This window comes from Cutibacterium sp., assembly GCF_030525615.1.
GTDB lineage: Bacteria > Actinomycetota > Actinomycetes > Propionibacteriales > Propionibacteriaceae > Cutibacterium.
The window spans coordinates 24,904-50,818 of record NZ_JAUNEJ010000002.1 but is presented as its reverse complement, the minus strand read 5'-3'; the positions used below and the strand labels follow the sequence as shown (position 1 = coordinate 50,818).

Annotated in this window: 24 protein-coding genes; 17 read left to right on the top strand and 7 right to left on the bottom strand. The window is 61.7% G+C overall.

The features are described 5' to 3' along the window. Nucleotides 1-52: 52 nt before the first annotated feature. The gene (locus tag Q4B98_RS03925) at nucleotides 53-511 is read left to right on the top strand and encodes a deaminase (RefSeq protein WP_303195755.1); all 459 of its coding nucleotides are present in this window, start codon (nucleotides 53-55) and stop codon (nucleotides 509-511) included. Nucleotides 512-664: 153 nt separating this feature from the next. Here the strand turns inward: Q4B98_RS03925 and dhaM are convergent, their stop codons facing one another. The 4 genes from dhaM to Q4B98_RS03905 all read right to left on the bottom strand — a co-directional run bounded on the left by dhaM (nucleotide 665) and on the right by Q4B98_RS03905 (nucleotide 4,080). Beyond that, the gene (dhaM, locus tag Q4B98_RS03920) at nucleotides 665-1,090 is read right to left on the bottom strand and encodes a dihydroxyacetone kinase phosphoryl donor subunit DhaM (protein WP_303195753.1); all 426 of its coding nucleotides are present in this window, start codon (nucleotides 1,088-1,090) and stop codon (nucleotides 665-667) included. Further along, complete coding sequence (dhaL, locus tag Q4B98_RS03915) at nucleotides 1,090-1,740, bottom strand: dihydroxyacetone kinase subunit DhaL (RefSeq protein WP_303195751.1); 651 nt, start codon at nucleotides 1,738-1,740, stop codon at nucleotides 1,090-1,092. Before dhaL ends, dhaM begins: the two co-directional genes overlap by 1 nt. After that, entirely contained in the window at nucleotides 1,728-2,729 is a 1,002-nt protein-coding gene (dhaK, locus tag Q4B98_RS03910; protein ID WP_303195750.1) for a dihydroxyacetone kinase subunit DhaK, read from the bottom strand. Before dhaK ends, dhaL begins: the two co-directional genes overlap by 13 nt. 73 nt (nucleotides 2,730-2,802) lie before the next feature. Further along, the gene (locus Q4B98_RS03905; protein ID WP_303196096.1) at nucleotides 2,803-4,080 is read right to left on the bottom strand and encodes an MFS transporter; all 1,278 of its coding nucleotides are present in this window, start codon (nucleotides 4,078-4,080) and stop codon (nucleotides 2,803-2,805) included. A gap of 215 nt (nucleotides 4,081-4,295) precedes the next feature. Between Q4B98_RS03905 and Q4B98_RS03900 the strand changes: the two genes are divergently transcribed. Further along, the gene (locus Q4B98_RS03900; RefSeq protein WP_303195748.1) at nucleotides 4,296-5,177 is read left to right on the top strand and encodes a 1,4-dihydroxy-2-naphthoate polyprenyltransferase; all 882 of its coding nucleotides are present in this window, start codon (nucleotides 4,296-4,298) and stop codon (nucleotides 5,175-5,177) included. A gap of 277 nt (nucleotides 5,178-5,454) precedes the next feature. Here the strand turns inward: Q4B98_RS03900 and Q4B98_RS03895 are convergent, their stop codons facing one another. Beyond that, complete coding sequence (locus tag Q4B98_RS03895; RefSeq protein ID WP_303195747.1) at nucleotides 5,455-7,209, bottom strand: TM0106 family RecB-like putative nuclease; 1,755 nt, start codon at nucleotides 7,207-7,209, stop codon at nucleotides 5,455-5,457. 1 nt (nucleotide 7,210) lies between these two features. Next, nucleotides 7,211-7,990, bottom strand: coding sequence for a demethylmenaquinone methyltransferase (locus Q4B98_RS03890; RefSeq protein ID WP_303195745.1), 780 nt, complete (start codon nucleotides 7,988-7,990; stop codon nucleotides 7,211-7,213). Here Q4B98_RS03890 and Q4B98_RS03885 point away from each other — a divergent pair. Together Q4B98_RS03885 and Q4B98_RS03880 are read left to right on the top strand one after the other, a co-directional pair. Beyond that, the gene (locus Q4B98_RS03885) at nucleotides 7,989-8,633 is read left to right on the top strand and encodes an ABC transporter ATP-binding protein (protein ID WP_303195743.1); all 645 of its coding nucleotides are present in this window, start codon (nucleotides 7,989-7,991) and stop codon (nucleotides 8,631-8,633) included. The genes Q4B98_RS03890 and Q4B98_RS03885 overlap by 2 nt on opposite strands. Next, a complete protein-coding gene (locus Q4B98_RS03880; protein WP_303195741.1) occupies nucleotides 8,630-10,351 on the top strand; it encodes a DUF6297 family protein in 1,722 nt (573 codons plus the stop codon). Before Q4B98_RS03885 ends, Q4B98_RS03880 begins: the two co-directional genes overlap by 4 nt. Nucleotides 10,352-10,478: 127 nt before the next feature. On the opposite strand, the gene Q4B98_RS03875 is transcribed toward Q4B98_RS03880, so the two are convergent. Next, entirely contained in the window at nucleotides 10,479-11,666 is a 1,188-nt protein-coding gene (locus Q4B98_RS03875; protein WP_303196095.1) for an isochorismate synthase MenF, read from the bottom strand. Nucleotides 11,667-11,900: 234 nt separating this feature from the next. Between Q4B98_RS03875 and Q4B98_RS03870 the strand changes: the two genes are divergently transcribed. From Q4B98_RS03870 to nuoL, 13 genes are all read left to right on the top strand, one after another. Then, a complete protein-coding gene (locus Q4B98_RS03870) occupies nucleotides 11,901-13,178 on the top strand; it encodes an NAD(P)/FAD-dependent oxidoreductase (RefSeq protein WP_303196094.1) in 1,278 nt (425 codons plus the stop codon). A 96-nt stretch (nucleotides 13,179-13,274) separates the two neighbouring features. After that, nucleotides 13,275-13,658, top strand: coding sequence for an NADH-quinone oxidoreductase subunit A (locus Q4B98_RS03865; RefSeq protein ID WP_303195739.1), 384 nt, complete (start codon nucleotides 13,275-13,277; stop codon nucleotides 13,656-13,658). Nucleotides 13,659-13,748: 90 nt separating this feature from the next. Next, complete coding sequence (locus Q4B98_RS03860) at nucleotides 13,749-14,306, top strand: NADH-quinone oxidoreductase subunit B family protein (RefSeq protein ID WP_303195737.1); 558 nt, start codon at nucleotides 13,749-13,751, stop codon at nucleotides 14,304-14,306. After that, complete coding sequence (locus Q4B98_RS03855) at nucleotides 14,303-15,133, top strand: NADH-quinone oxidoreductase subunit C (RefSeq protein WP_303195735.1); 831 nt, start codon at nucleotides 14,303-14,305, stop codon at nucleotides 15,131-15,133. The genes Q4B98_RS03860 and Q4B98_RS03855 overlap by 4 nt, the downstream gene beginning before the upstream one ends. Continuing rightward, complete coding sequence (locus tag Q4B98_RS03850) at nucleotides 15,133-16,434, top strand: NADH-quinone oxidoreductase subunit D (protein WP_303195733.1); 1,302 nt, start codon at nucleotides 15,133-15,135, stop codon at nucleotides 16,432-16,434. Before Q4B98_RS03855 ends, Q4B98_RS03850 begins: the two co-directional genes overlap by 1 nt. Continuing rightward, nucleotides 16,431-17,216, top strand: a complete 786-nt coding sequence (gene nuoE, locus Q4B98_RS03845) for an NADH-quinone oxidoreductase subunit NuoE (RefSeq protein WP_303195731.1) — start codon at nucleotides 16,431-16,433, stop codon at nucleotides 17,214-17,216. The genes Q4B98_RS03850 and nuoE overlap by 4 nt, the downstream gene beginning before the upstream one ends. Then, on the top strand, nucleotides 17,213-18,547 hold the full coding sequence (nuoF, locus tag Q4B98_RS03840; RefSeq protein ID WP_303195729.1) for an NADH-quinone oxidoreductase subunit NuoF: 1,335 nt from the start codon (nucleotides 17,213-17,215) through the stop codon (nucleotides 18,545-18,547). Before nuoE ends, nuoF begins: the two co-directional genes overlap by 4 nt. Next, nucleotides 18,544-20,982, top strand: coding sequence for an NADH-quinone oxidoreductase subunit G (locus Q4B98_RS03835; protein ID WP_303195727.1), 2,439 nt, complete (start codon nucleotides 18,544-18,546; stop codon nucleotides 20,980-20,982). The genes nuoF and Q4B98_RS03835 overlap by 4 nt, the downstream gene beginning before the upstream one ends. Continuing rightward, nucleotides 20,979-22,301, top strand: coding sequence for an NADH-quinone oxidoreductase subunit NuoH (nuoH, locus tag Q4B98_RS03830; protein WP_303195725.1), 1,323 nt, complete (start codon nucleotides 20,979-20,981; stop codon nucleotides 22,299-22,301). The genes Q4B98_RS03835 and nuoH overlap by 4 nt, the downstream gene beginning before the upstream one ends. Then, nucleotides 22,301-22,867, top strand: a complete 567-nt coding sequence (gene nuoI, locus Q4B98_RS03825) for an NADH-quinone oxidoreductase subunit NuoI (protein ID WP_303195724.1) — start codon at nucleotides 22,301-22,303, stop codon at nucleotides 22,865-22,867. Before nuoH ends, nuoI begins: the two co-directional genes overlap by 1 nt. Further along, complete coding sequence (locus Q4B98_RS03820; protein WP_303195722.1) at nucleotides 22,867-23,721, top strand: NADH-quinone oxidoreductase subunit J; 855 nt, start codon at nucleotides 22,867-22,869, stop codon at nucleotides 23,719-23,721. The genes nuoI and Q4B98_RS03820 overlap by 1 nt, the downstream gene beginning before the upstream one ends. Beyond that, on the top strand, nucleotides 23,718-24,017 hold the full coding sequence (gene nuoK, locus Q4B98_RS03815; protein ID WP_271417788.1) for an NADH-quinone oxidoreductase subunit NuoK: 300 nt from the start codon (nucleotides 23,718-23,720) through the stop codon (nucleotides 24,015-24,017). Before Q4B98_RS03820 ends, nuoK begins: the two co-directional genes overlap by 4 nt. 10 nt (nucleotides 24,018-24,027) lie before the next feature. Continuing rightward, complete coding sequence (nuoL, locus tag Q4B98_RS03810) at nucleotides 24,028-25,914, top strand: NADH-quinone oxidoreductase subunit L (RefSeq protein ID WP_303195719.1); 1,887 nt, start codon at nucleotides 24,028-24,030, stop codon at nucleotides 25,912-25,914. Nucleotide 25,915: the final 1 nt, after the last annotated feature.

The following is a 25,915-nucleotide window of genomic DNA, read 5'->3' as shown; positions in this document are numbered from 1 at the left end:
GTCCGCGCACGATGGCAGAAGCCGGATGGTAACCGAGAGAAAGGAGCCTGACATGGCCGAGGTTAACGGCAAGGTTGTGACGGTGCCCGATTGGGACGAGTACTTCCTGGGCATAGCTGAGGCCGTCGCGGCCCGAGCCAAATGCACCCGGCGTCGCGTGGGTGCCCTCCTCGTCCATGAACACCGGATCATCGCCACCGGCTACAACGGTGCCGCTCCCGGACGTCCAGACTGTCTGGAGGGAGCCTGCCCGCGCGGTCGGTTGGGGTACGGGGAGGTGCCGGCCTTCTCTGACTACGATGTTCCCGGCTCCCCGGGATTCTGCATCGCTATTCATGCCGAGGTGAATGCCCTGCTCTTCGCCACTCGTGACACCCCCGGCGCGACGGCCTATGTCACCGACAAACCGTGCCCAGGATGTCGAAAAGCGCTCGCGGCTGCGGGAGTGGTGCGGGCGGTGTGGCCTGATGGTGAACTCAACCAAAACGGTTTGGTCGACTGGGAGTTGTGACGGCGCGGTCACATGCAGATGGTCTTCGGGTTACGGTCTTCGGGCTGCGCCCACGAGCTGGCGTCCCAGGCACGCTCGCGCGATGTCACACAGCACTGACGTGAGCACCACACAGCGGTGCCCGGTGGAGACGGAGGCCACCGTCAGAACAATTCAGTCGCTGGAAAGCTGGGAGATCTTCGGCTCGAGAGCCCTCTCCGCTTCGGCGGCGACGGTCTCCAGGTCGGCTCCCGTTGACGCCATAATGGCTGCGACAACAGCTCCCTCGACCAGTGGGGCGGTGGAAATCTTCACCTTGCTGGCAATCTGAGGATCGAGGAATTCCAGGGCCATCTCGGCTGACAGAATTGCCGACCCCAAATCGACCAGCACCAGGATTCCGTCACAACCACTCATTTTCTCGATGGCGGCGCTTACCGCAGCTGCGTCGGTTCCCAAGGTGGTGTCATCGAGACCGGCGGCAACCTCAATGCGTGGAGTATCTGGGCCGGGCAGCATTTGGGAAGCCAGCTCTGCCGCAGCTTGTCCCAGCGATCGGCTGTGGGAGACGATGACGATTCCCTGATTCGGCTCGCCCATCATCGTGCTTTCGACAGGCAGCGTGCGGCGGATTCCACCAGCAGGGCCATCGAGGTGGCTCCCGGGTCCTGGTGGCCCCTGCTTCTTTCGCCCAGATAGGACGCCCTGCCACGTCGGGCCACCAGCTCAATAGTTGCGTCGCGGCCTTGATTGGCAGCCTCGGTTGCCTTGGCAAGGGCGTCGGCGGCAGAACCACTGTCGGCGGCAACCTTCTTGGCGGCGTCGACGGCAGGGGACAGCGCGTCGACCATAGTCTTGTCGCCGACCTCAGCCTTACCGCGCGCCACAATGCCAGCCAGACCGGCGTCAAGGGCGTCAGCGACCAGCTGAGCAGTGAGTTCGCCGTCAGTTTTGATGACCGTCGAGAGACGCAGGAAGAAGGTGCCATATAGGGGGCCAGAAGCACCACCGACGGTGCTGACCAGTGTCATCCCCGCCTTCTTGAGTAATTCGGCGGCAGAGCCGAAGGACCCTGGGTCGAGTGCGGCAACTGCGGTCATTCCGCGCGCCATATTCGATCCGTGGTCTGCGTCGCCGATCTGGCGGTCCAAGTCAGTGAGTTCGTTCGCGTGTTCCGAGATGACCGCCGAGTAGTCCTTGAGCCATTCGGAAACGGTCGCGGCAGAAATTTCAGACATCAGCATCCCCATCGAAGTCCGGGAGTCTCCACTGGGGCATCCCACAGCGTCAGGAGATCGTCGTCAGCAGAGAGCAAGGTCAAAGAACATCCTGCCATCTCTAGGCTTGTGATGTGGTTACCGACCAGGGTACGGGCGACTTTAACTCCCTTGCCAGCGAGGATTTTTGCCACCTCTCCCCACACTAGGTACTGCTCGATGAGAGGTGTTCCGCCCATACCGTTGAGCATTGCGATAACGGGGGCTGTGGTGAAGTCGCGGTCGGCCAGGATCGGCTCGACGATCTGTCCAGCGACCTCAGCAGCCGTCCCCAGCTTGATGGTCTCTCGACCGGGTTCGCCGTGGATACCGACACCGGATTCCATCTCATCCTCGCCGAGGTCGAAGGTGGGTTTGCCGGCAGCCGGGACGGTGCAGGATGTCAGCGCCACGCCAAACGAGCGGCCACCGTCGTTGACACGCTTGGCGAGCTCAAGGAGGGCGTCCAGGTCGCGCTTTTCCTCGGCGGCGGCACCGAGGATTTTCTCAGCCAGAACCGTCAGGCCCACACCGCGGCGGCCTGCGGTGTACAGGGAGTCATTGACAGCGACATCGTCAGCAATGACGACTGACTCCACGCGGGTGCCAGTATCCATCGAGGCCATCTCAGCGGCCATATCGAAGTTCATGACGTCACCGGTGTAGTTCTTGACGATGTGGAGCACGCCGGCACCGGCGTCGACGGCTTTGGTGGCTTCGGTGATCTGGTCGGGGACCGGTGAGGTGAATACCTCGCCGCAGCAGGCAGCGTCCAGCATCCCGCGACCAACGTAGCCGGAGTGCAGCGGTTCGTGGCCCGATCCGCCACCGGAGACCAGCCCAACCTTCCCGGGCACCGGGCCACTGGCTCGCAGCACAATCCGATGGTCAAGATCAACTTTGAGAGAATTTAGGTGGGCGGCCGCCACGCCACGCAGGGAGTCAACGACGACATCCTCAACAGCATTGATGAGTTTCTTCATAGCACCAAGTGAACCATCCTGGGTCCGAATATCCAGAGCGGGTCGGCTAAATGGCGCTGGTGCTATGGCTGACTCACTTTGTCTGCTGGACGTAGTCGATCGTCACTTTGCCACGCACCTGGCGGAGCCACGGCGCGCGCTTGGAGGGATCGAATACCACCCGGATCTTGTCATTGTGCATGATGACGGCGGTGATGACGACGAAGGTGATGCCGAGGCTGATGGCTCCGAAAGCGACCGTGGCGCGCGGTCCGATGACGTTGCCGATCCATCCGACGATGGGGGAGACGAACGGGGTGCCGCCCATCACCAGGGTCGCCCACAGGCTCATGACACGTCCGCGCATTTGCGGGGTAACTGAGGTTTGCACCATGGCGTTGGCGGTGATGAGGGTCGAGATGGTTCCCCATCCCACAAAGATCTTGAACACGGCGAAGACACCGTAGTTCGGGGCCAGGGCAGATATCGTCATGCTGACGGCGTAGACCAGCATGGCCAGCTCGACCCAGCGCAGCCGAGGCTTGCGTCGAGCGGCCCCCAGAGCGGCAGTCATCGAACCGACGCCCATGAGAGAACCAAGCAGACCGTACTCACCAGGCCCCTTCCCGAAGGCCTGGGTCGCCATCACGGCGTCAGAAATGTTGAAGTTGACGCCGAAGGTGCCCATCATGAACCCGATCGTCAACAAGATGACGAGATCTGGACGACGCTTGACGTAACGGAGACCGTCGCGTACTCGGGTCTTCTCTGCGGGCCGTGGGGATGTGTAAAGCCGCTCAGCCTTGAGAAGGAGCAGGGTGGTGATGAACCCGATGAAGCAGACGACGTTGATCGCCATCACCCAGCCGACGCCAACAGCGGCGATGAGCAGCCCACCGAGTCCAGGTCCGAGCAGGCGTGCTCCGTTGAAGGAGGCTGAGTTGAGGCTGACTGCGTTGGGCAGGTTCTTCTGCGGGACGAGTTCCGAGACGAAGGCCTGGGTTGCTGGGCTGTAGAAGGCACTGGCAGTGCCATCAATGGCCGAGATAACGAAGACCATCCACAGCTGAACGGCCCCGGTCAGAACGAGGGTCGACAGGATCGTCGCGTCGATGGCCAGGATGATCTGTGCGGTCACCATGATTCGGCGCTTGGATACCCGGTCAGCCAGTGCCCCGGCCCACGGGGTGATGATGAACATGGGGGCGAAGTTCACGGCCATCAGCCAGCCCAGCACGGCCGCATTCCCGTTGGTGAGAATCATGAGCACGAGCCATGATTGAGCGGTGCGGGCCATCCACTGGCCCATGTTCGTCATGATGGTGCCCGAGAAGTAAATCCGATAGTTCGGAACTGCCAGGCTGGCGAACATGGTTCTCACGGATAGAACTCCTATCAAGGTGGACGGTGGTGCGGGCCACTTGCGATTATCTACCTTTCCCGCCGGTTGTGCAGATGTGGGGTTGACTGTGCAGGGGGTGACTATCCACGAGGGCGATATGGTCGCTTGTGGTGCATAACCGACATGGGGTGGTGCGACCGACACAGGTCAGCACCCCTCTTCACCGTCAACCCCAGGAGTTGTCCATGGCCACAGCAGCCGAATGGCTTGAGGGCGCGCGCCCTCGCACCCTCCCCACTGCGATTGCACCGGTGCTGGCCGGAACCGCAATCGCCATCGCTACCGGCACGGTGCGCTGGGGACTGGCGTTGCTGTGCCTGGTGGTGGCCCTCGGGCTGGTTATTGGGGTGAACTTCGCCAATGACTACTCTGACGGTATCCGTGGCTCCGATGGTCAGGACCGGGTTGGTCCGCTGCGGCTGGTCGGGTCCGGGGTCGCTGAGCCCTCCCACGTCAAGGCTGCAGCTTTCGGGTGTTTCGGTGTTTCGGCGGTGGCCGGTCTCGTCATCACTATCATCACCGGGCACTGGTGGTTCATCATCGTGGGTCTGGCCTGCATTCTTGCGGCCTGGTTCTACACCGGTGGGTCCCATCCCTACGGCTACGCCGGGCTGGGGGAGATCTTCGTCTTCATCTTCTTCGGGCTGGTGGCCGTCGGCGGCACGGTGTACGTCCAGACGGACCATGTCGGTGTTGCTGGCTGGGTGACGGCCTGCCTCATTGGTGCGATGGCCTGCGCAGTGCTGGTGGCCAACAATCTGCGCGACATCGACGGCGACCGTGTGAGCGGCAAGCACACTCTGGCCACCAAACTTGGTCATCAGGGGACGCGAATTCTCTACCTCGTGTTGGTGGCCCTGGCGTGCGCTGGCGTCATCGTCGTTGCGGCGTTGACGACATGGTGGGTCTTGCTCGGCCTCATCATGGCGATAATGCTCGTCTCGCCGGTCAGAGCCATGGTCAGCAAAGCTACCGGAATGGCATTGGTGCCGGCCCTCAAGAACACTGGTCTGGCCGAGTTAGTGTGCTCGATCGGGCTCTTGGTGGGGGTCCTCATCTCACATTGATACCGAACCGTTCCAATCTCTTGTGGTCGGCCTTCGAACTTGAGGCCTGCAAAGCCAGTAGCTCAGCGTAGATTCCGCCGGATACCGCCAGCTCGGCTGGGGTCCCGATTTCGTCGACCCGCCCAGCGACGTGTCAACAAAACGGTATCCCTTTACCTCGGCAGGATCATCTTTTGTCTGAGCTAACGCGGACGGCAGCAGCCCCGTGCCGAGACGTAATTTCGTCATACCGTGACGCAATTCCGCTATGCCAAGACATCTGGAGCGAGGCAGCGGGTCAGGCTTGCCCGGAGAACTCCTCGGCGATCCAACGGCGAACAGCCAAGGTGGCTTTCACATCGTCCTCGTTGTACTCCAGGACTCGAGTCTTGGAAGACTGGCGAACCTGCGGGTCAGGGTCATGGACAGCCATATCCCACCAGGTTTGGGAGTTGAGGCCGCCTGGGTCCGGGTCTCGCCAGGAGAACCCGGCGCCAGCGGTGGCGACGACCTTGAGACCGATCCCCTTGACGCCAAAGAAATGGGCTTTGACAGTGGTGAAGAGGTCGACGAAGCACCCCGAGTCCAGCAGACGACGCACCGCGTTTCGGGTTTGTTCGTCAGAGCAAACGCGGCCGAAGTGGCGCAGGTGGGCGATCTCGTATTCCGAGTAGTGGACGACGATCGTCTCCGGGTGGGCAGACACGATCTTGTCGAGCCACCTGATAGCCCGACTGGCCAGCTTGTTCTCGTCATCGTCATCCATGTCGGAGAACTCGCTGAAGGCGACGTAATAGGGCTCGTCTCCGGTCGTCGAATCGAGCAGGTGCTCAGGATCGCTGACCTCAAAACCCCACAGGTACACCTGGTCATGCGCGGAGGTTTCAATGTCGAAGTCGATCTCCAGCCGGGAGGAAGGCACGTCGATGGGTCCTTCGTCGTTGCGTTCCAGCAGCACTCCCTCGCGAATCAGGCGAGCGCGCCGGGCGGCGGCTCGGAGCCTCTGCTCAGGACGTGGGCGGTGCTGGACTTCGGGCAGGTAGATCGGCAGTAACTCCGTCAGGTCTGCGTCAGCCAGATCATCGACGGTGGCCACGCCGAGCCGACGTAACGTCGAAATCTCCCGGACGTCCAGGGGAGCCTTGGAAATACGCAGTGACAGGTCGTCGTCGTCAAGACGTGGTTCGCAAACCGACCACCATTGACACGATTCGCACTCATGGACCACGATCGGGGTGACCATGGGTTCGCCGCCAGCCTTGGAATGCTCGGCTACCGATACCCGGAAGGTGTGCTCGTGGTCGTAGCGGTCCAACACGCTACGCCGACGCCATCGCGAGGCTGCCGAGCGCGAGAAGGTGCGAATGAATTTGTGGTCGAGATCGAGCCACGAGACGGCCAGGTCACCATTCAAGATCCCGATTTCATCATGGCCGACCAGACCCACGAGGCGACGATGGTTCGGGCACTCGTCAGGGGTGGCGACCACTCCTAGATCCTCCAAGAGCCGCCAGTAATGAGCAGTCTGGATGAGGGCACGCTCCTGGCTGGCACGGAAGGTCTGGTCCAGAGACATCCGGGCGTGACGAGGGTCCGGGTCGTCGAGTGGGGACACCCACGTGAACTCTGCCAGAGTGTGGTGGCTTTCCAACACCAGGTAATCCTTGACGATGACCGGCAGATAGCCAGGTCCGCCGTCGGCACGCTTACCGGCCAGCACCAAGGCGTCAGGGGAGCCGGTGCGGTGACCTTGGGGAGACGACGGTAGTTGGGGGCACACGATAACGGGTGCGCCTGCGTCCATGGCTCGGCGGGTGGCGGCCCGGCGGGCGGTCGCACTGGATGTCGCCGAACGTAGATCGACGGCCTCGCGGACGGCGGCCAGGGCGTCACAGATGGTCATCAGGTGAGCTTCGGCTCCCGCGAAGAACTCGTCGTCACGCGGGTTTCCGACGGGCTCAGCAAGGGCTGGGTCGAAGGCGTTCTGGGTCTTTACCGGACAGCTGCTAGCTGCCCAAGCGTCGAGGAGGACTGGAGAAGAAGGACCCCTCACCTCAGGCCATCTCCTTCCCGTCGCTGCCTTTCCAGCCCCGGTGCAGGGCGACGACTCCGCCACAGATATTGCGCCACGCGATGGCCTGCCAGCCAGCCGCAGCCATCATGTCGGCGAGGTGAGGCTGGTCGGGCCAGGCAAGAATTGACTCGGCCAAGTAGTCGTAGGCATCACGATTCGAGGAGGCCAGCTTTGCCATAGCTGGAATCGCTGCCAACAGATACTTGGTGTAGACATGGCGGAATGGTGCCCACGTGGGGTACGAGAACTCGCAGACGACGATCCGTCCGCCCGGTTTTGTGACGCGCAGCATCTCGCGCAGTGCCTGGTGCGGGTCTTCGACGTTACGCAAACCGTAAGAAATCGTCACGGCGTCGAAGGAGTCGTCAGCATAGGGCAGGCAGGTGGCGTCTCCGGCGACAAAGTGCAGATGGGGCTGACGTTGTTTTCCGACGGCCAGCATTCCGGTGGAGATATCAGTGGGGTAGACCTGCGCTCCGTGGGCAGCGAACGTCGCCGACGACGTGCCCGTTCCTGCTGCCAGGTCGAGGATGACCTGGCCGGGCTCAGGCTCTACTGCCTCGACGACGAGGTCGCGCCAGGTGTCGACCGCCCCCAACGTCATGATTTGGTTCATGACGTCATAGCGCTTCGCCACTGCGTCGAACATGGAAGCGACATCGGCGCGGTGCTTGTCAAGGGTGGCTCGGGTCGTCAACACGCGCCCAGTCTTCCACACGGTTTGGGGTCGGCCTTGACGGTGCGGGAGAATATGAACCATGGCATCCCGCTCCACCGTCCTTGTGGCCAAGGACATTTCGAAATCTTATGGTGATCGCACCATCGTCGACCATCTGTCCCTGACCGTTCACGAGAAAGAGGCCGTCGCGCTCACCGGTCGCAACGGTGCTGGCAAGTCGACGGTATTGAGAATGTTGGTGGGGGCGGATCGTCCCAGCTCTGGCACAGTTGAAGTGCTCGGCAAGAGAGTCTCCGAGACGGATCCCGAGTTTCGCCGCAACGTTGCCACGGTCATCGACGACCTTGACTTCTTCCCCGATCTGTCGGTGGTTGAGCACCTTGATTTGCTGGCTCGTGCTCATGGGCTCGTTGACGCCGACGCTCTCGTTGACGAAGTGCTCGAGGAGGTTCAGCTCGTTCCGCAGTCTGGCCAGCTGCCCGGCACCTTGTCCTCTGGCCAGCGGCGCCGTCTCGGCCTTGCCACAGCCTTGGTGCGTCCGCGCAAGCTCCTGGTTCTCGACGAGCCGGAGGCCCGGCTCGACGTCGAAGGTGTCGCCTGGCTTGGCAAGAGGCTGCGCGAGGAGATGAATCATGGTCTGGCGATTGTCATGGCCAGCCACGAGCCGGCCCTCGTCGAGGCTCTCGGCGCTCGCGTTGTGGAGCTGGGAGGCCCGCGCGGATGAGCCGACGTACCAGCAAACACTCCAAGCCTCGTCCCAAGCATCCAAAACCGGTTGAGACGACGGTGGTCGTCCCTGACCCGGAGCTGGTCATTACCCATCGTCCCGACGAGTTTTTCGCAGGCCAGGCTGATGAGCGTCAGCTTTCCCTCCTCATGGGTGACTGGCGTAAGGGCCGAACGACAAGGAACATCTGGCAGGCCATTGGCGACGCCTACGTACTCATCTTTTCCCTGGTCGTCGTGCTCGCGATGATTATCAGCCTCATCGTGCAGGCCCAGGGCCAGGCGTCTGGATGTACCTCGACTGGATGTCAGACGGCTCGAGGTCTGTTGCCTTGGGCCGCGCTGGCAGGTGTGCTGGCCTTTGCTCTGGCCACTGCCCGGGTTTTTGGCCCGGTGCTTGCCTCTGCAGCTGAGGGTTTCTGGCTGATGGATGCGCCGATCAACCGGGCCCGGTTCCTGACCAAACGTCTGGGGGCGGCGGTCCTCGTCGCCGTCGTTGCAGGTGCTGTCTTGGGTGCGTTGGTGGCTGCCCTGACTGGCGCGTCTGGTACGGCCATCATTGCTTGGACTCTCGCGACCGCGTTGGGGGCGGCAGGTGTCGTCTCTTTCGCAGCCGCCGAACAGGGAGCGGAACGTACTGCTCCGGTCAAGGTGGTTGAGGCGCTGGCTGCAGTGGCCGGTGTGGCGGTTTTGCTGGGAGTCATTGCTACCGCGTCGGGCTGGTATGCGGTACCGATGTCGAGTGACGCCAACCTGGCCTCCGCCTGGGCTGTCGCCGGTGGTGGGGCGGTGCTTCTGGTCATTTCTTACATCATTGCCAGGCTCCGTCTCAATCGGATCCGACGAGCTCGTCTTATGGCCGGAGGTTCTCTGGCATCCGGTATGCAGGGCGCCGCCTTTGCTCTGGATTTCGCGCTTATTCGCGACATCCTGCAGGAGCGTGAGGCCGTTGAACGCGGTCAGGTGCGGGCCACTCGTGGGCGTGGCAAAGGGCTGAGCGCACTGGTGTGGCGCGACGTGCAGCGGCTCATGCGTTTCCCCAAACCGGTGCTCATTCTCATCGTGACGGCTGTGGTGCCGTACGCCGTATCGGCCTTGGGGTTTGGGGCGCTGACTGTTCCAGTTTCGGCTCTGGTGCTTGTGGCGGCCCTGGTTCCGCTCTTTACCAGCCTGCGCGTGCTGACACGCACCAAGGGGTTGGTGCGCTGCCTGCCCTTCACAACGAGCCAGGTCATCACGGCGGCTTCGGTGGTGCCCGCTGTGGCGGCGGCGATCTGGGCGATTGCGGTCATCCCGGCTTTCCATGGCGTCGGTTCGGCGACGTCGAGGCCATGGGGGCAGGCGATTATGTACGGCCTGGTGACGGCTGCCGCCGGTCTGGCCGGTGCCATTCGCTGGGTCAGCGCCAAACCGGCTGATTACTCCTCGCCGATGGTTGCTACCCAGGCTGGTGCTATGCCACCGGGGCTGTTGTTCAACCTTATTCGTGGCTTCGACATGGTTGCCCTCGTCACCTTTCCGGTGGTGCTCGGATGGTCGCCGTGGATTTCGGTGACCATTGCCATCGTCGTCTTCGGATTCTTGCGTATGGGAGGTATGAACCAGCAGGATCTGGCGGAGATGCGTGAGGAGTCGCAGCGTCAGTTGGCCGAGGCCCGCCAGCAGGCTCGCGGTGGCAAGGTCGAGAAGAAGGTCATCGAGCGCAAGCGTCGTTAGAGAAAGACACACGCTGCGAAGCCGGGGGGTACATCAGTGCTGGAGAAGTGCTGTGTGCGGCCCTAGATGTTGCGGTTCATGAGGGTGTTGACGCTGCCGGGGTGACGAAAGGGGCAGGCTTTAGGTCTCAGGATTGTGACGGGCTGTTCGTCTCGATCGGGAAGACGTCGAGGAGGGTTTTGAGGCGCTCCTCGGCTTCGGATGACAAGATGTCAGCGTCGTCGTCGTAACCGATGGGGTGCCCGGAGAAGATGTGGACCAGGGAGGGGTCGGTGCCGTCGATCTGACCACCTCGACAATCGGTGACCCACTGGCCATTACCCAAGGAGTCAACCCATCCGGTCGGCCCAGAGACGCGACCACGATCAAGATGTTCAATCTCAGCGAGGACGCATTGTGCCTGGCGCAGCGGAAGGCCGGTGACAAACGCTGGCGGGCACAAAGCGTCGACGAGGGTCAGGCATGATCCTTGGCCAGGGCTGTGGACTCCGGTGACATCGGTGACGAGGTAGTTGGAGATCTCGCTGAATACAGCCCCCGGGCAGTCGGGGACGTGGAGGGTGTCACAGAACTGTCTCAGGCGCTCGCAAGTGCGTTCCACGATTTCGGCATGGTAAGTAGCCAACGGACCCCTATTCTGCATTGCAGCCAGCAGAGCCTCGTGGTTCTCGTCGACAGCGGGAGAGTGGGTCAGGACTCGAGAACTCACCAAGTTCTTACTGACCCCCACAGTGAGCTTCGAGGTGATGCCGATAGATCCTGCGACGAGATAGGTGTACGCGTTGGGGAACTGGCGATGAAGTGTCTCGACAATCCAACGCGGATCTACCGGAGATGTTGCCTTGGCCTCGACGTCGCGCATGAGAACGATCTGTTCAAGGCTGTCAGGACCCATGATGTCTTGGACCTGCCGGGCGATGTGACGCCAGTTATCCGCAGTGACGACGCCGTCTTGTATCGTGATCGCGCTGGGGGGTCGGGGCACGCTCTGTTGACGGGGTGGATCGTCATCGATGGACCCCCAGGACAGCTGCGTTAGCCAGGAGTAGCCGGGCCAGCGGCCGATGATCGTCGTGGGAAGGATCATGACCGAGCGTGACGACGAGCGGTCGGGATCAAAGGCGAAGGATCCAAAAGCGACGGGTCCGGTGGCCTCTGCTCCCGGCATCTCGGTCTCGTGTTCAAGATCGTCGCACAGCGCCTCCCACCAAACGTCGGCGGCAGTAGGGGAGTCGGTCTCGAAACGGGTGAGTTCCCCCAGACCGACCATGCCGTAATCGTGGTGCAGGAAGCACACCGAATTGTTGGGCGTCATGTAGTTCTCGAGTGGTCCGGGGTCCGGAATCGAGACGGTGCGGGCGCGCAGGCGCGAGGAGCCTGGATTGAGGATCACCTTTGCAGGATAACCGAGGGGGTGTTATGCAGTAGGTGCTGTCCACGGCGGGTCGAGGTGTATTGCTCTCCCCGGCCAGGGACTGACTTCTGTCGCCAACCCCACCGTCTAGACTCGCCCATGCATATCGCCGAGATCCCGGCGTCATTTCCTGCTATAGGAGGGGCCTACGTGACGAGCCAGATCGAGTCCGACGTCGTCGTGGTCGGTGCTGGGCCTGGTGGCTCAGCCGCCGCTACGCACCTTGCTCGCAGGGGGCTGCACGTCACCTTGTTGGAGAAGGCGACCTTTCCCCGTGACAAGGTTTGTGGTGACGGACTTACTCCTCGTGCGGTGAAGCAGCTTATCCGGCTGGGTATTGACGTCTCCGAGGAAGCTGGCTGGAAGCACACCGAGGGACTGCGAATCCACGGCGGACGTATCGCTCCGTTCGTTCTTCCCTGGCCTGAGCTGGCCGATTACCCGAATTTCGGCATGGTGTGCCGACGTACGATCCTAGACGAGCGTCTGGCCCGTCATGCCGAGTCCCAAGGCGTCACCTTGGTCGAAGGGGCCAACGTCACCGAACCTATCCTTGGCCCTCGCGGCCGTATCCGGGGCGTTCGGACTTCCGATGACCGGGTGTACTGCGCGCCGGTCGTTGTTGCGGCTGACGGTAACTCGTCTCGCCTCGGCTTGGCGATGGGACTTCACAAGCGCGATGACCGTCCCATGGGCGTGGCGGTGCGTGCCTACTACCGCTCCCCGCTGTCTGAGGCACCCCATCTGGAGAGTTGGCTGGAGCTGTGGGATGGCGCCGCGCACCAGTCCGACCTGCTGCCTGGATACGGTTGGGCCTTCCCCGAGGGCGATGGAACAGTCAACATCGGTTTGGGGATGCTCAATTCTTCTGCCGCATTCGGCCACACCGATTACCGCTCTCTCATGAAGCGCTGGCTGTTCCACATGCCAGCCGAGTGGACCCTTGACGAGGAGCACCGGGAAGGGCCGATCCGAGGAGCTGCGCTGCCGATGGCATTCAACCGTCAACCGCACTATCTCAATGGCTTGTTGTTGGTAGGGGACTCCGGCGGTATGGTCAACCCCTTCAACGGGGAGGGGATCGATTACGCCCTGGAAGCCGGCGAGATGGCCGCTGACGCCATCGCGGAGGCCCATTACCGAGGTCACGGCACTCCGGCCGCAGAGAAGGCGCTGCAAGGATACCCACGCGCGCTTCAGCAGCACTTCGGTGGCTACTACCGTCTCGGGACGATCTTCGTCCGACTCATCGGCGATCCCCGAGTCATGAAGATCTGCACGACCTACGGCCTTCCGCGTCGTCGACTCATGCGGTTCGTCAACAAATTGTTGGCAAATCTCACAGATTCCAAGGGCGGAGACCTGGATGATCGTATTATCAGGACCCTGACGAGGATTGCCCCGTCGGTGTGAGTCCAATCACCCTCGCCTGCCACCTGACGACGCATTATCGCAACTTAGGTCACCCAAAGTACCCGAATGTAAGTGTGAGTCGTAAGGTCAGAGCGAATGGTGCAGACCAAAGGTGGTGAGATGAACGGATACGCCCCCCTGGTGGGGATGATCATCCTGGGTGCGGTCTTCGTGCTCGCGACTATCACAGTCAACGTCCTTCTTGCAGTGAAGCGACCCAACCGCGCCAAGCACGAAATCTACGAATGCGGCATTGAGCCGACGCCACAGCCAGCTGGTGGCGGGAAGTTCCCCGTCAAGTTCTTCGTCGTCGCAATGCTCTACATTGTCTTCGATATCGACATCATGTTCCTGTACCCGTGGGCCGTCGATTTCGACCATCTCGGTGTCTTTGCCCTGGTGGAGATGGTGCTGTTCGTCGCGATGGTGTTCATCCCTTACCTCTACATCCGCCGCCGTGGCGGCCTGGATTGGACCTGATCTACCGCTGCGGCTTGCAGGCCGCGTTGAACTAACGTTCGAGCGGCCCGCTGCCGCGTCAGTCAACGTCTGAAAGGAAGGACGCACCAGATGGCTGAGTACGACGCCGATGTCCCAGCTGGAATCGTGATGACCTCGATGGAGGCCATTGTCGGGTGGCTGCGCAAGACCTCGTTCTGGCCCCTGACGATGGGCCTGGCCTGCTGCGCCATCGAGATGATCTCCTACGGCGGCCCGCGTGCCGACGCCGCCCGCTGGGGCCATGAGGTGTTCCGTGCCTCCCCCCGTCAGGCTGATCTCATGATTGTTTCGGGTCGCGTGAGTCAGAAGATGGCTCCGGTGGTCCGCCAGCTCTACGACCAAATGCCTGAGCCTAAGTGGGTTATCTCGATGGGCGCATGCGCGTCGTCGGGCGGTATCTTCAACAACTATGCCGTCATTCAGGGTTGTGACCACATCGTCCCGGTGGACGTCTACCTGCCAGGCTGCCCGCCCACCCCGGACATGCTCATCGACGCCATCTTCAAGATTCGTGAGCAGATTCAGCACTGGCCGCTGATGGGCCATATGTCCGAAGTTGAGGCTGCCAAGGAGAAGCGGGCCCTCGAGACCCCGACCACCCTCGAGCAGAAGGGGCTCATGCGATGAGTGACAAGCCGACTCCGCGCGGTGCCGCCGGCGGCTCGGACTCCGGGGACCGTATCCCCGACGGCCGCAATTTCCTCGACGCCAGCCATCCAGACCAGGCTCACACCCCGGCCAAGGGGAGGCGGTGGACCCAGGAGGATCGTCGGATCGACACCCGTAAGGGTATGTGGGGGGCAACCTCCGGTCCCGGCGATACCTCTGGCTATGGCGGTATCGTCCGCACCGTCGAGATTCCCGGCAGCTCGGAACGTCCTTACGGCGGCTGGTTTGACGAAGTGGCTGACCGGATGGAGGAGCTGGTCCCAGACTTCTCTGATGGGTTGACCCTTGTCGATCGCGGCGAAATCACGTTTTTTGTCCGTCCCGAGAAGCTGCTGGATCTGGTCAAAGTGCTGCGTGATGACGAGGCCTTGCGATTTGAGAGCTGTTCTTGTCTGACGTGTGTGCACTACCCGCACATGAAGGGTCGTGAAATGCATGTCGTCTACGACCTGCTGTCGATGACCCATAACCGTCGTATCCGTCTCGAAGTTGCGCTGGCCGATCCGGGACAGGAGGACGTGGTACGTACCGGTCGCAGTGACGTTGACTCGCTGCCACACGTCCCCAGCATTGTGTCGGTCTACCCGCACGTGGACTTCCAGGAGCGTGAGGCTTGGGACATGTTCGGAGTCATCTTCGACGGTCACCCGGCTCTTACTCGCATCCTGATGCCCGACGATTGGGTCGGTCACCCGCAGCGTAAGGACTATCCGCTCGGTGGTATCCCGATCGAGTACAAGGGTGCTGTCGTACCACCGCCGGACCAGCGCAGGAGCTACAACTGATGAGCGAGAACCACGAGTACTTGTCCCAGGGCGGCGACTGGGCCCAGATCGTCGACGAGGCTGCCGAGCGTGGCGACGAGACCGTCGTCGTCAACTTTGGGCCGTCTCACCCATCCACTCACGGCGTCATGAGGCTCATTATTGAGCTGGATGGCGAGTCGGTGACCGACTTGCGTGTTGGTATCGGCTTCCTTCACACCGGTATCGAGAAGAATATGGAGTTCCGCACCTGGACCCAGGGTGTGGCTTTCATGACGCGATGTAACTACGTCGCGAACTTCTTCAACGAGCTGGTGTACTGCCTTGCTGTCGAGAAGCTGTTGGGTATTACCGACGACATCCCGGAGCGCGCGAAGGTCCTGCGCGTGATGATTACCGAACTCAACCGCATTTCTTCTCACCTCATTGCAGTGGGTACTGGCGGTCTGGAACTCGGGGCCTCCTCGGTGGCCGAGGTTGGTTTGAGGGAGCGCGAGATCATCCTGGAGTTCAACCAGGCCGTCACCGGTCTGCGGATGAACAACGCCTGGATTCGTCCGGGTGGCGTCGCTAGCGATTTGCCTGAGACCGGGTTGGACCAGCTGCGCGACCTCATCAAGCGTATGGAGAAGTACCTTCCCGAGATCGGTCTGTTCTGCAACGAGAACCCGATCTTCAAGGCCCGTACCAAGGACATCGGTTACGCCGACCTGTCCACATGCATGGCCTTGGGCGTCACAGGTCCGGCCCTGCGCGCTACCGGCCTGCCGTGGGATCTGCGCAAGACACAGCCCTACTGCGGCTACGAGACCTACGACTTTGACGTCGCGACCTGGGATACCTGCGACTGTTACGGACGGTTCCGTATTCGCCTGGAGGAGATGGACCAGTCGGTGCGTATCCTCAAGCAGTGTCTCAAGCGCCTCGAGGACACCCAGGGCGATCGTCACATGGTGGAGGACCCGCACATTGCTTGGCCTGCGGAGCTGGCTCTGGGGCCGGACGGTCAGGGTAATTCCAACGAGCATATTCGCCACATCATGGGCGAGTCGATGGAGGCCCTCATCCACCACTTCAAGATTGTCACTGAGGGGTTCCGGGTGCCTGCGGGCCAGGTCTATCAGGCCATCGAGGGTGCCGGCGGTGAGCTCGGATGCCACCTCGTCTCGGACGGTGGTGTGCGTCCCTACCGCTCCCACTTGCGTGACCCCGGATTCGTCAATGTGCAGTCTCTGCCCGCCCTGTGCGAGGGTGGAATGCTTTCCGACGTGGTGCCGTCCTTGGCATCCCTGGACCCCGTCATGGGAGGAGTCGACCGATGAGCGATCGCGAACCCGTCAATTTGGGATACCCCTACGTCGAGTCCTTCCACTCGGACTTCTCGGGGAGCGGGGGAGTCGATCAGTCCGACCGTTCGACCAATATCGACGAACACACCATTGAGGAAATGCGCCAGATTGCCGCGCGCTACCCCGATCCGCGCTCGGCTCTGTTGCCGATCTTGCACCTGGTGCAGTCGGTGGATGGGCGGATTTCCCCGGTAGGCGTTGAGACGGCGGCTGAGGTGCTGGGTATTACGACTGCTCAGGTTTCCGGAGTTGCGACCTTCTACACCATGTACAAGAAGCACCCGGCTGGCCAGCACCACATTGGTGTGTGTACCACCGCGCTGTGCGCCGTCATGGGTGGCGAGGAGGTGCTCGCCCGGGTGGAGAAGAAGCTCGGTATCAAGGAGGGCGAGACAACTCCTGACGGCAAGTTCTCCCTGGAACGTCTGGAGTGCAACGCCGCCTGCGACTTCGCCCCGATCATGATGGTGAACTGGGAGTACATGGACAATATGACCCCGGTACGCGCCGAGGAAATCCTTGACGCTCTGGCTCGCGACGAAGAGGTTCACTCCACCCGAGGTGCGAAGATCACCAGTTGGCGCGAGGCAGAGCGCGTTCTCGCCGGTTTCCCCGATGGACGCGCCGATGAGGGTCCGAGCGCTGGTGAGGCGTCCCTGCGGGGTGTGCGACTGGCCAAGCAGAACGGCTGGAAGGCACCAGATCCGAACGACCTGCCCGCTCCTGCTGAGCCTGTGGAGGAGGAGAAGAAGTGACCGATCCACTAACCCCGGTTCTGTCGGCCAACTGGGATGATGAGCGCAGCTGGAAGCTGCTCAACTATGAGCGCCGGGGCGGCTACACCGGGCTTCGTAAGGCTTTGACGATGCAGCCCGATGACGTCGTCTCGCTGGTTAAGGACGCCAACTTGCGTGGCCGTGGCGGTGCTGGATTCCCCACCGGTGTGAAGTGGTCCTTCGTGCCCAAGGACAACCCGAATCCGACCTACTTGGTCGTCAACGGTGATGAGTCTGAGCCGGGCACCTGCAAGGACATGCCGCTCATGATGGCTTCCCCGCACACTCTCGTCGAGGGAGTCATCATTTCTGCCTACGCTATTAAGGCGAAGGCGGCATTCATCTACATTCGCGGCGAGGTGCTGCACGTCATCCGACGTGTTCAGCAGGCAGTGCGCGAGGCCTACTCGGCTGGATATATCGGCAAGAACATTCTCGGTTCCGGCTATGACCTTGATGTCGTTGTTCATGCTGGCGCTGGCGCCTACATCTGTGGTGAGGAGACGGCCCTGCTTGACTCCTTGGAGGGACGTCGTGGTCAGCCTCGTCTGCGTCCCCCGTTCCCGGCTGTTGCTGGTCTGTACGCCAGCCCGACGGTCATCAACAACGTTGAGTCGATCTCGACGGTGCCGTCGATCTTGCGTAACGGCAAGGAATGGTTTAAGTCGATGGGCACCGAGAAGTCCGACGGGTTCACCATTTACTCGCTGTCTGGCCATGTGGCCCATCCGGGCCAGTATGAGGCCCCGATGGGCACGACTTTGCGTCAGCTGCTCGACATCTCCGGGGGTATGCGTGAGGGCCACGAGTTGAAGTTCTTCACCCCGGGTGGTTCCTCAACGCCGTTGCTGACGCCAGATGACTTGGACACCCCACTCGACTACGAGGGGATGATGGGGGCCAAGTCGATGTTGGGTACCAAGGCCTTGCAGTGCTTTGACGAGACGACCTCGGTGGTTCGCGTCACGCTGCGCTGGCTGGAGTTCTACAAGCACGAGTCCTGTGGAAAGTGCACCCCGTGTCGTGAGGGCACCTGGTGGGTTGTCCAGCTGCTGCGTCGCATTGAGGCGGGCGAAGGCCAGGAGGGTGACGTCGACAAGCTGCTCAATATCGTCGACAACATCGGCGGTCGTTCCTTCTGTGCGCTGGCTGACGGTGCTGTGGGCTGTGTGCGTGGAGCCGTCGGTCACTTCCGCGACGAGTTTGAAGCTGGGTGCCGTGGTATTCCGGCGTGGGAGTACCTGCCGTACGAGCGCAGCTCAATCTTCACCGACGCTGACCGCCGAGTCCTGGAAGGGGCTGGAGCATGAGCCAGAACAAACCCGTCGAGCTTGTCACCTGCACCATCGATGGTCAGCAGGTGAGTGTCCCCAAGGGAACCCTCATCATTCGTGCCGCCGAGTCCATCGGCACCGCTATTCCGAGGTTCTGCGACCACCCGCTGCTCGACCCAGCCGGTGCCTGTCGTGAGTGTCTCGTCGAGATTCCCGACGCTGGCAACGGGCGTGGTTTCCCCAAGCCGCAGCCGTCATGCACCATGCCGGTAGCTGAGGGAATGATCGTCAAGACTCAGGTCAGCTCCGAGATGGCTCGCAAGGCCCAGGAGGGGATGCTGGAGTTTCTCCTCATCAACCATCCGTTGGACTGCCCGATCTGTGACAAGGGCGGCGAATGCCCGCTGCAGAACCAGGCGATGGCCAACGGACGCGGGGAGTCCCGCTACGGCGGGGTCAAGCGCACCTATCCCAAGCCGATCAACATTTCGGCCCAGGTGTTGCTGGATCGCGAACGGTGCGTGTTGTGCCAGCGCTGCACCAGGTTCGCCGATCAGATTGCTGGTGATCCTTTCATCAATCTGCAAGAGCGCGGTGCCGTTTCCCAGATTGGGGCCTACCAGGGCGACGACTTCAACTCCTACTTCTCGGGCAACGTCATTCAGATTTGCCCGGTGGGTGCCCTCACTAGCTCCGAATACCGCTTCCGTTCGCGTCCGTTCGATCTCGTTTCGACAGTAACGACCTGCGAGCACTGTGCGGCTGGATGTCAGCTGCGCACCGACCACCGCCACTACGAAGTCAAGCGCCGCAACGCCGGCAACCTGCCGGAGGTCAATGAGGAATGGAACTGTGACAAGGGCCGGTTCGCCTTCCGCTATGGCCGTGGCGATGATCGAGTGACCACCCCGTTGGTTCGCCGTAACGGAGTCTTGGAGAAGGCGTCGTGGGCTGAAGCCCTGCAGACGGCAGCCGCCGGACTCAAGAAAGCTGGTACCAACGTCGGCGTCCTCACCGGTGGACGTCTGCCGGTCGAAACTTGCCTGGCATGGTCACGGTTCGCACGTGTCGTTCTCGGCACCAACAACGTTGACTTCCGTTCTCGTCCGCACTCCGCTGAGGAGGCGTCGTTCCTGGCAGCCACAGTCGCCGGGCGCAGCCTCGAAGAGTCGGTGACCTACGCCGATCTGGAAAACGCGTCGCGCGTCGTCCTGGTGGATCTCGAACCTGAGGACGAATGCCCGATGATCTTCCTTCGACTGCGCAAGGCGTGGCGACGCAAGAGGGTTGCCATTACGGCAGTCGGAACCCACCTGTCCAATGGTTCGGCAAAGATGGGGGCCGAGCTGGCTCGCTGCCTGCCTGGCCAGGAACCCGAGGTCGTGAAGCAGCTGGTCGCTGACGGCACGATCGGTGAGGGAACCATCGTGTTGGTGGGGGAGAGGGCCGCCACCCGACCCGGAACTCTCTCGGCCATTGTTGCTCTCGACTCGACGGTTCGCGTCGCCTGGGTGCCTCGCCGTGCCGGTGAGATCGGGGCGATCGAGGCTGGCTTGCTGCCGCAGCTGCTGCCGGGCGGACGTTTCGTTGACGACGCCAAGGCTCGCGTGGACATTGCGGCTGCCTGGGGTGTCGATAACCTTCCCAGCGATCCTGGTCTTGATACCGCCGGAATGCTCTCTGCTGCCCGAGACGGCAAACTGTCGGCATTGGTCGTGTCCGGAGTGGAGCTGGCTGACCTGCCTGACCCAACCGGAGCCCGTGAGGCTGTTGAAAGCTGCGGGTTCGTGGTGTCGCTGGAACAGCGGTTCTCCGAGGTTGCGGAGCGGGCTGACGTGGTGTTGCCAGTCTGCTTGCTCGAAGAGACCTCAGGGACTTTCCTCAACTGGGAGCACCGCCCCGGTCGAGTGCGAGTGGTCAACAAGCAGGCCGCCACCCCGATGAACGAGATCCGCGTTCTCGACGCCTTGAGTTCGCAGCTTGGCTCGGTGTCCGGGCTGGCCACCGTCGCCCAGGCCCACAAGGCTTGGCGCGACCTTGGGCAGTGGCAGGGCAACCACCCCAAGATGGAGTCCACGACTCCTGTTGTGCCGCAGGCCCCCATGGTCGAGCCAGGAAATGTTGGTCGCGTGCTAGAGACGTGGCGGCAGTTGTTGGAGGGATCGGCGAGCCTGACGGGTGCCGACTCCTTGGTTGCAACCGCCCCGGCCCCCGTCGCGGTTATCAATCCGCTGACAGCCGATCAGTTGGGTGTGGCCAACGGAGACCTGATCGACGTTTCCGGACCCATCAATCTGCGACTTCCGGTCAAGATCGACGCAACGATGTCGGCCGAGGCGGTGTGGGTGCCGTCCTTGCGCGGTCATTCTCTCTCCCCGCAAAGCCGCACCACAGTCCCCGACGCTCCCGGAACCTATGTCTCGCTGAGCGCCGTTGAATCTGATACTTCCCGAGAGGCAGGTGTGGCATGAGTCCCCTCGAGGCCACCATTGACCCGGTGTGGCTCATAATCGTCAAGGTCGTCGTCCTCTTTGTGATCCTGCTGGCGTGGACCATCTTCAATGTGTGGTTTGAACGCCGAGTGCTGGCCAAGATGCAGAACCGTATCGGTCCGATCATGAACTCGGCGTGGGCCGGTGGTGTGTTCCAGGCTGTCGGTGACGGTTTGAAGCTCATCTTCAAAGAGATGGTCACCCCCAAGGGGGCCGACAAGATTGTCTTCAACTTGGCGCCGGTGATCGCGGGTATCGCCTGCTTCGCGTCCTGGTCGGTCATTCCGCTTGGTGGCGAGGTGTCGATCTTCGGTCACACCACCAGGCTGCAGATCACTGACGTTCCGGTCGCCGTGTTGTTCATTCTTGCGGTGGCGTCCATCGGTATTTACGGCGTCGTGCTGGCCGGCTGGTCGTCGGCAGGCACCTACTCCTTGCTCGGATCGCTGCGTTCCAGCGCCCAGATGATCTCCTACGAGGTCGCCATGGGTCTGTCCCTGGTAACGGTGTTTATCTTCTCGGGTTCCATGTCGACGTCCGAGATCGTCGAGTCCCAAGCCAGTCACCTGACCATCGGAGGATTCGACACCCACATAGCTGGGCACTATTGGCTGCTGCTCATCCCGAGCTTCATCATTTACGTCATCACGATGTTCGGTGAGTCCAACCGCCTACCGTTCGACTTGCCAGAGTGCGAGTCGGAGCTTGTCAGCGGTTACATCACGGAGTACTCCGGATTCCCCTACGGCATGTACTTCCTGGCGGAGTACATCAACATGGCCACCCTCTCGGCTGTCTGCACCACCTTGTTCCTTGGTGGTTACCGGGCCCCGTGGCCGCTCAACTACTTCGGTGTCATCGACTCCGGATGGTGGGGTCTGCTGTGGTTCTTCCTGAAGACCCAGCTCGTCATCTTCTTCTTCGTGTGGGTACGGGCGGCCATCCCGAGGTTCCGCTACGACCACTTCATGGATTTGGGCTGGAAGGTCCTCATTCCGGTGTCGTTGGGATGGGTTCTGCTGGTCGCCGCCTGGCGCACCGTCCTCAACGAGGGATGGGGCCGCAACCCAATATTCATGATCGTTGTTGGGATTATCGTGGCCGCCCTGCTCGTCTGGGCGTTCACAGGAGACAAGGAAGAACCCAAGACCGAGGTGGCTACTGACGAACCCTTTGACGCCTTTGCAGGCGGTTATCCGGTGCCGCCATTGCCACATCAGGTTGAGGCTCCGTTGGCCGGGGCCGCAGTGGCCACGACGGTAGCGCGACGAGACCACGACGAGAACGGAGGTCTGTGATGGGAGCCTGGACAGGATTCGGGATCACCTTCGAAACGATGTTCCGTAAGCCCTTCACCCAGGGATACCCGGAGAAGGGCAAAGAAAAGCCCATGCCGCCGCGTATGCATGGCCGTCACCAGCTCAATCGCTGGCCCGATGGGCTTGAGAAGTGCGTGGGATGTGAGCTGTGCGCCTGGGCGTGCCCGGCAGACGCTATCTACGTCGAGGGCGCCGACAACACCGATGAGGAGCGTTACTCACCCGGTGAGCGTTACGGTCGTGTCTACGAGATCAACTACCTGCGCTGCATTCTGTGTGGAATGTGTATCGAGGCTTGCCCGACTCGTGCTTTGACGATGACCAACGATTTCAAGTTGGCCGACACCACTCGTGCCAAGCACATCTGGACCAAAGATGAGCTGCTCGCTCCGCTCAAGGAGGGTATGGAGCAGCCGCCGCACCCGCGCCGTCTGGGAGACGACGAGGACGACTACTTCAATGGCCTGCCTCCTTCTGGCCAGGACGATGTGCGAACCGGTCCGGCCACCGGAGCTGACGAGCACAAGGACAAGGGGGCAGCCTGATGACTGCGTCCCTGCTTCCCATGAGCGCACTCGTCCCGATGGTGACGGCGTCTCAATGGGCCTTCTGGCTGCTTGCCCCGATCATGGTGTTGGCCGCCTTGGTGATGGTCTTCGCCAAGAAGCCCGTTCACTCGGCCCTGTCCCTGGCCATCGTCATGATCTGTCTGGCCGTTCAATACGCCAGCCAAGAGGCGCCTTTCCTGTTTGTGGTGCAGATCATCGTCTACACCGGCGCCATCCTGATGCTCTTCCTCTTCGTCGTCATGCTCGTTGGTGTCGACTCGACTGACTCTCTCAAGGAGACTCTCAAGGGCCACAAGGTTGCGGCGATCATCGCCGCGCTGGCATTCGTGGCGCTGCTGATCTTTGCTGTCGGCAATGCCGTGACCACCGGCGTCATTGGCACTGACCAGCCGATAGGTCTGAGCGAGGCGAATGCGGCTGGCGGTGACAACGTCAAGTCGATAGCCGAGTTGATCTTCACGAAGTACGTGATCGTCTTCGAAGCCACGTCGGCCCTGCTCATCACTGCGGCCGTCGGCACCATGGTGCTGGCCCACGGCGAGGCCGACAAGAAGAAGTCCCAGCGTGAGAGGATCACCGACCGTATGACGGCTTATGCCGAGCACGGTACCCACCCCGGCGCTCGTCCCAACTCCGGTGTCTACGCCCGCACCAACCAGATCGGTGCTCCGGCCTTGCTGCCTGATGGCACAGTCGCCCAAGACTCGATCTCGGGGACGTTGGCCACTCGCGGTGCCATTATCGACGCCGGCGAGTTGAAAGCTCCGACCCATCGGGCCTTCGCTTCGATCAGTGCCGCCCGTCACGAGGCACAAGGAGAACTTGAATGAATCCGAACGACTACCTGGTGCTCTCGGCGATTCTGTTCGCCATCGGCATTTTGGGCTTCCTGACGAGGCGTAACGCCCTGGTGGCTTTCATGTCCGTGGAGTTGATGCTCAATGCCGCAAACCTTGCGCTGGTGACCTTCTCACACGTGTACGGCTCACTCGATGGACAGGTCGGGGCCTTCTTCGTGATGATCGTGGCGGCTGCCGAGGTGGTTGTCGGGCTGGCGATCATCGTCACCATTTTCCGTTCCCGTCGCACCACTTCGGTGGACGACACCAACCTGCTGAAGTTCTGAAGGAGGTACCGTGACTGTCCTGGAAACCGGCCTGTTCAACATGGCCTGGCTCATGATCGCGGTGCCGCTGGTCGTCTCCGCACTGCTGCTGGTGCTTGGGCGCCGCAGCGACGCCTGGGGGCATCTGTTGGCCACTGTGGCCCCGATTGTCTCCTTCGTCATCGGGTTGATCCTCTTCATCGACCTGCTTGGCCGCGATGCCGCGTCGCGCGCTGTTGAGGTGGGGGTCTACCAGTTCATTGATGTCGGATCGTGGGATTTGCGTGTCGGCCTGCTGGTCGATCAGCTGTCCATTCTGTTTGTTCTGCTGATTACCTTTGTGGGTTCCCTGATTCACATCTATGCGATCGGGTACATGGCCCACGACACCGACCGGCGTCGTTTCTTCGCCTACCTCAACCTCTTCATCGCAGCGATGTTGACGCTGGTGCTGGCTGACAACTACTTCATTCTGTTCGTCGGGTGGGAAGGCGTCGGCTTGGCGTCGTACCTGCTTATTGGCTTCTGGTTCGGTCGCCCGACCGCTGCCCGCGCGGGCAACAAGGCCTTCATCATGAACCGGATCGGTGATCTCGGTTTGACGATGGCGATCTTCACCATGCTTGCCCAGTTCGGCAGCGTGCGTTTCGACGACGTATCGGCTAAGGCCTCGGGGCTGACGCCAACCTGGGCTACCCTGCTCGGCTTCATGCTGTTGCTGGCCGCCTGTGGTAAGTCGGCCCAGGTGCCATTGCAAGCGTGGTTGCTCGACGCCATGGAAGGCCCAACCCCAGTTTCGGCCCTCATCCACGCCGCCACGATGGTTACCGCCGGTGTCTACTTGGTGGTGCGGTCCCATGCCATCTATGCCGAGACGGGTGCAGCCTCCCTGGCCGTCGCCATCGTCGGTACCGTCACTCTGCTGTTCGGTGCGTGGATCGGTTCGGCGAAGAAGGACATCAAGAAGGTCCTCGCCGGATCGACGATGAGCCAGATCGGCTACATGATGTTGGCCGCAGGTCTCGGCCCAGCCGGTGCTGCCTTGGCGATCTTCCACCTGCTCACCCACGGGTTCTTCAAGGCCAATATGTTCCTGGGAGCTGGATCGGTCATGCATGGCACCGACGACGACACCGATATGTACCACTTCGGTGCGCTGCGAAAGGTCATGCCCGTCACCTTCTGGACTTTCGCCTGCGGTTACCTGGCCATCATTGGTATCCCCGGCACCTCGGGGTACTTCTCCAAGGATCACATCATTGAAGCCGCCTTCGACAAGGGTGCGGTCTTCGGGGTGCTGGCCCTTATTGGTGCTGGCATTACCGCCTACTACATGACGCGCCTGATGGTCTTGACCTTCCTGGGGTCCAAGCGGTGGCGTGAGGACGTTCATCCGCACGAGTCCCCGGCGGTCATGACGATCCCGTTGATCGTGCTCGCCATCCTGTCGATCTTCGCAGGTGCCTTCATGAACAATTGGATCGGCGACTGGTTGGCACCGGCGACCGGTGCCGAGGTCGAGCACGTCGGTCTGTTGCACATGGGTCCGATCGGAATCATCACCCTTGTCGTTGTCGTTATCGGTATCTTGGCCGGCTGGTTGCTCAACCGTCACGATGTGCCGAGCGAGGAGCCCGCCACTCGAAATCCGTTGCTGATCGCTGGTCGTCACGATGTCTACGGGGACGCTTTCAACGACGTGGTCGTTGTGAAGCCCGGACGCTGGCTGGCCGGTGGAGTTGGGGGCTTCGACCGCGCAGTCGTTGACGGTCTGGTCAACGGTTCGGGTTCGGTCACCACGGCCTGTTCCCAGATCATCCGCAAGGTCCAAAACGGTTATGTGCGTAGCTACGGCCTCATGATGGTTGTTGGCGTGCTGGTCGTCGGACTCGTCGTCGTCCTGGGCCGGATGGCCTGAG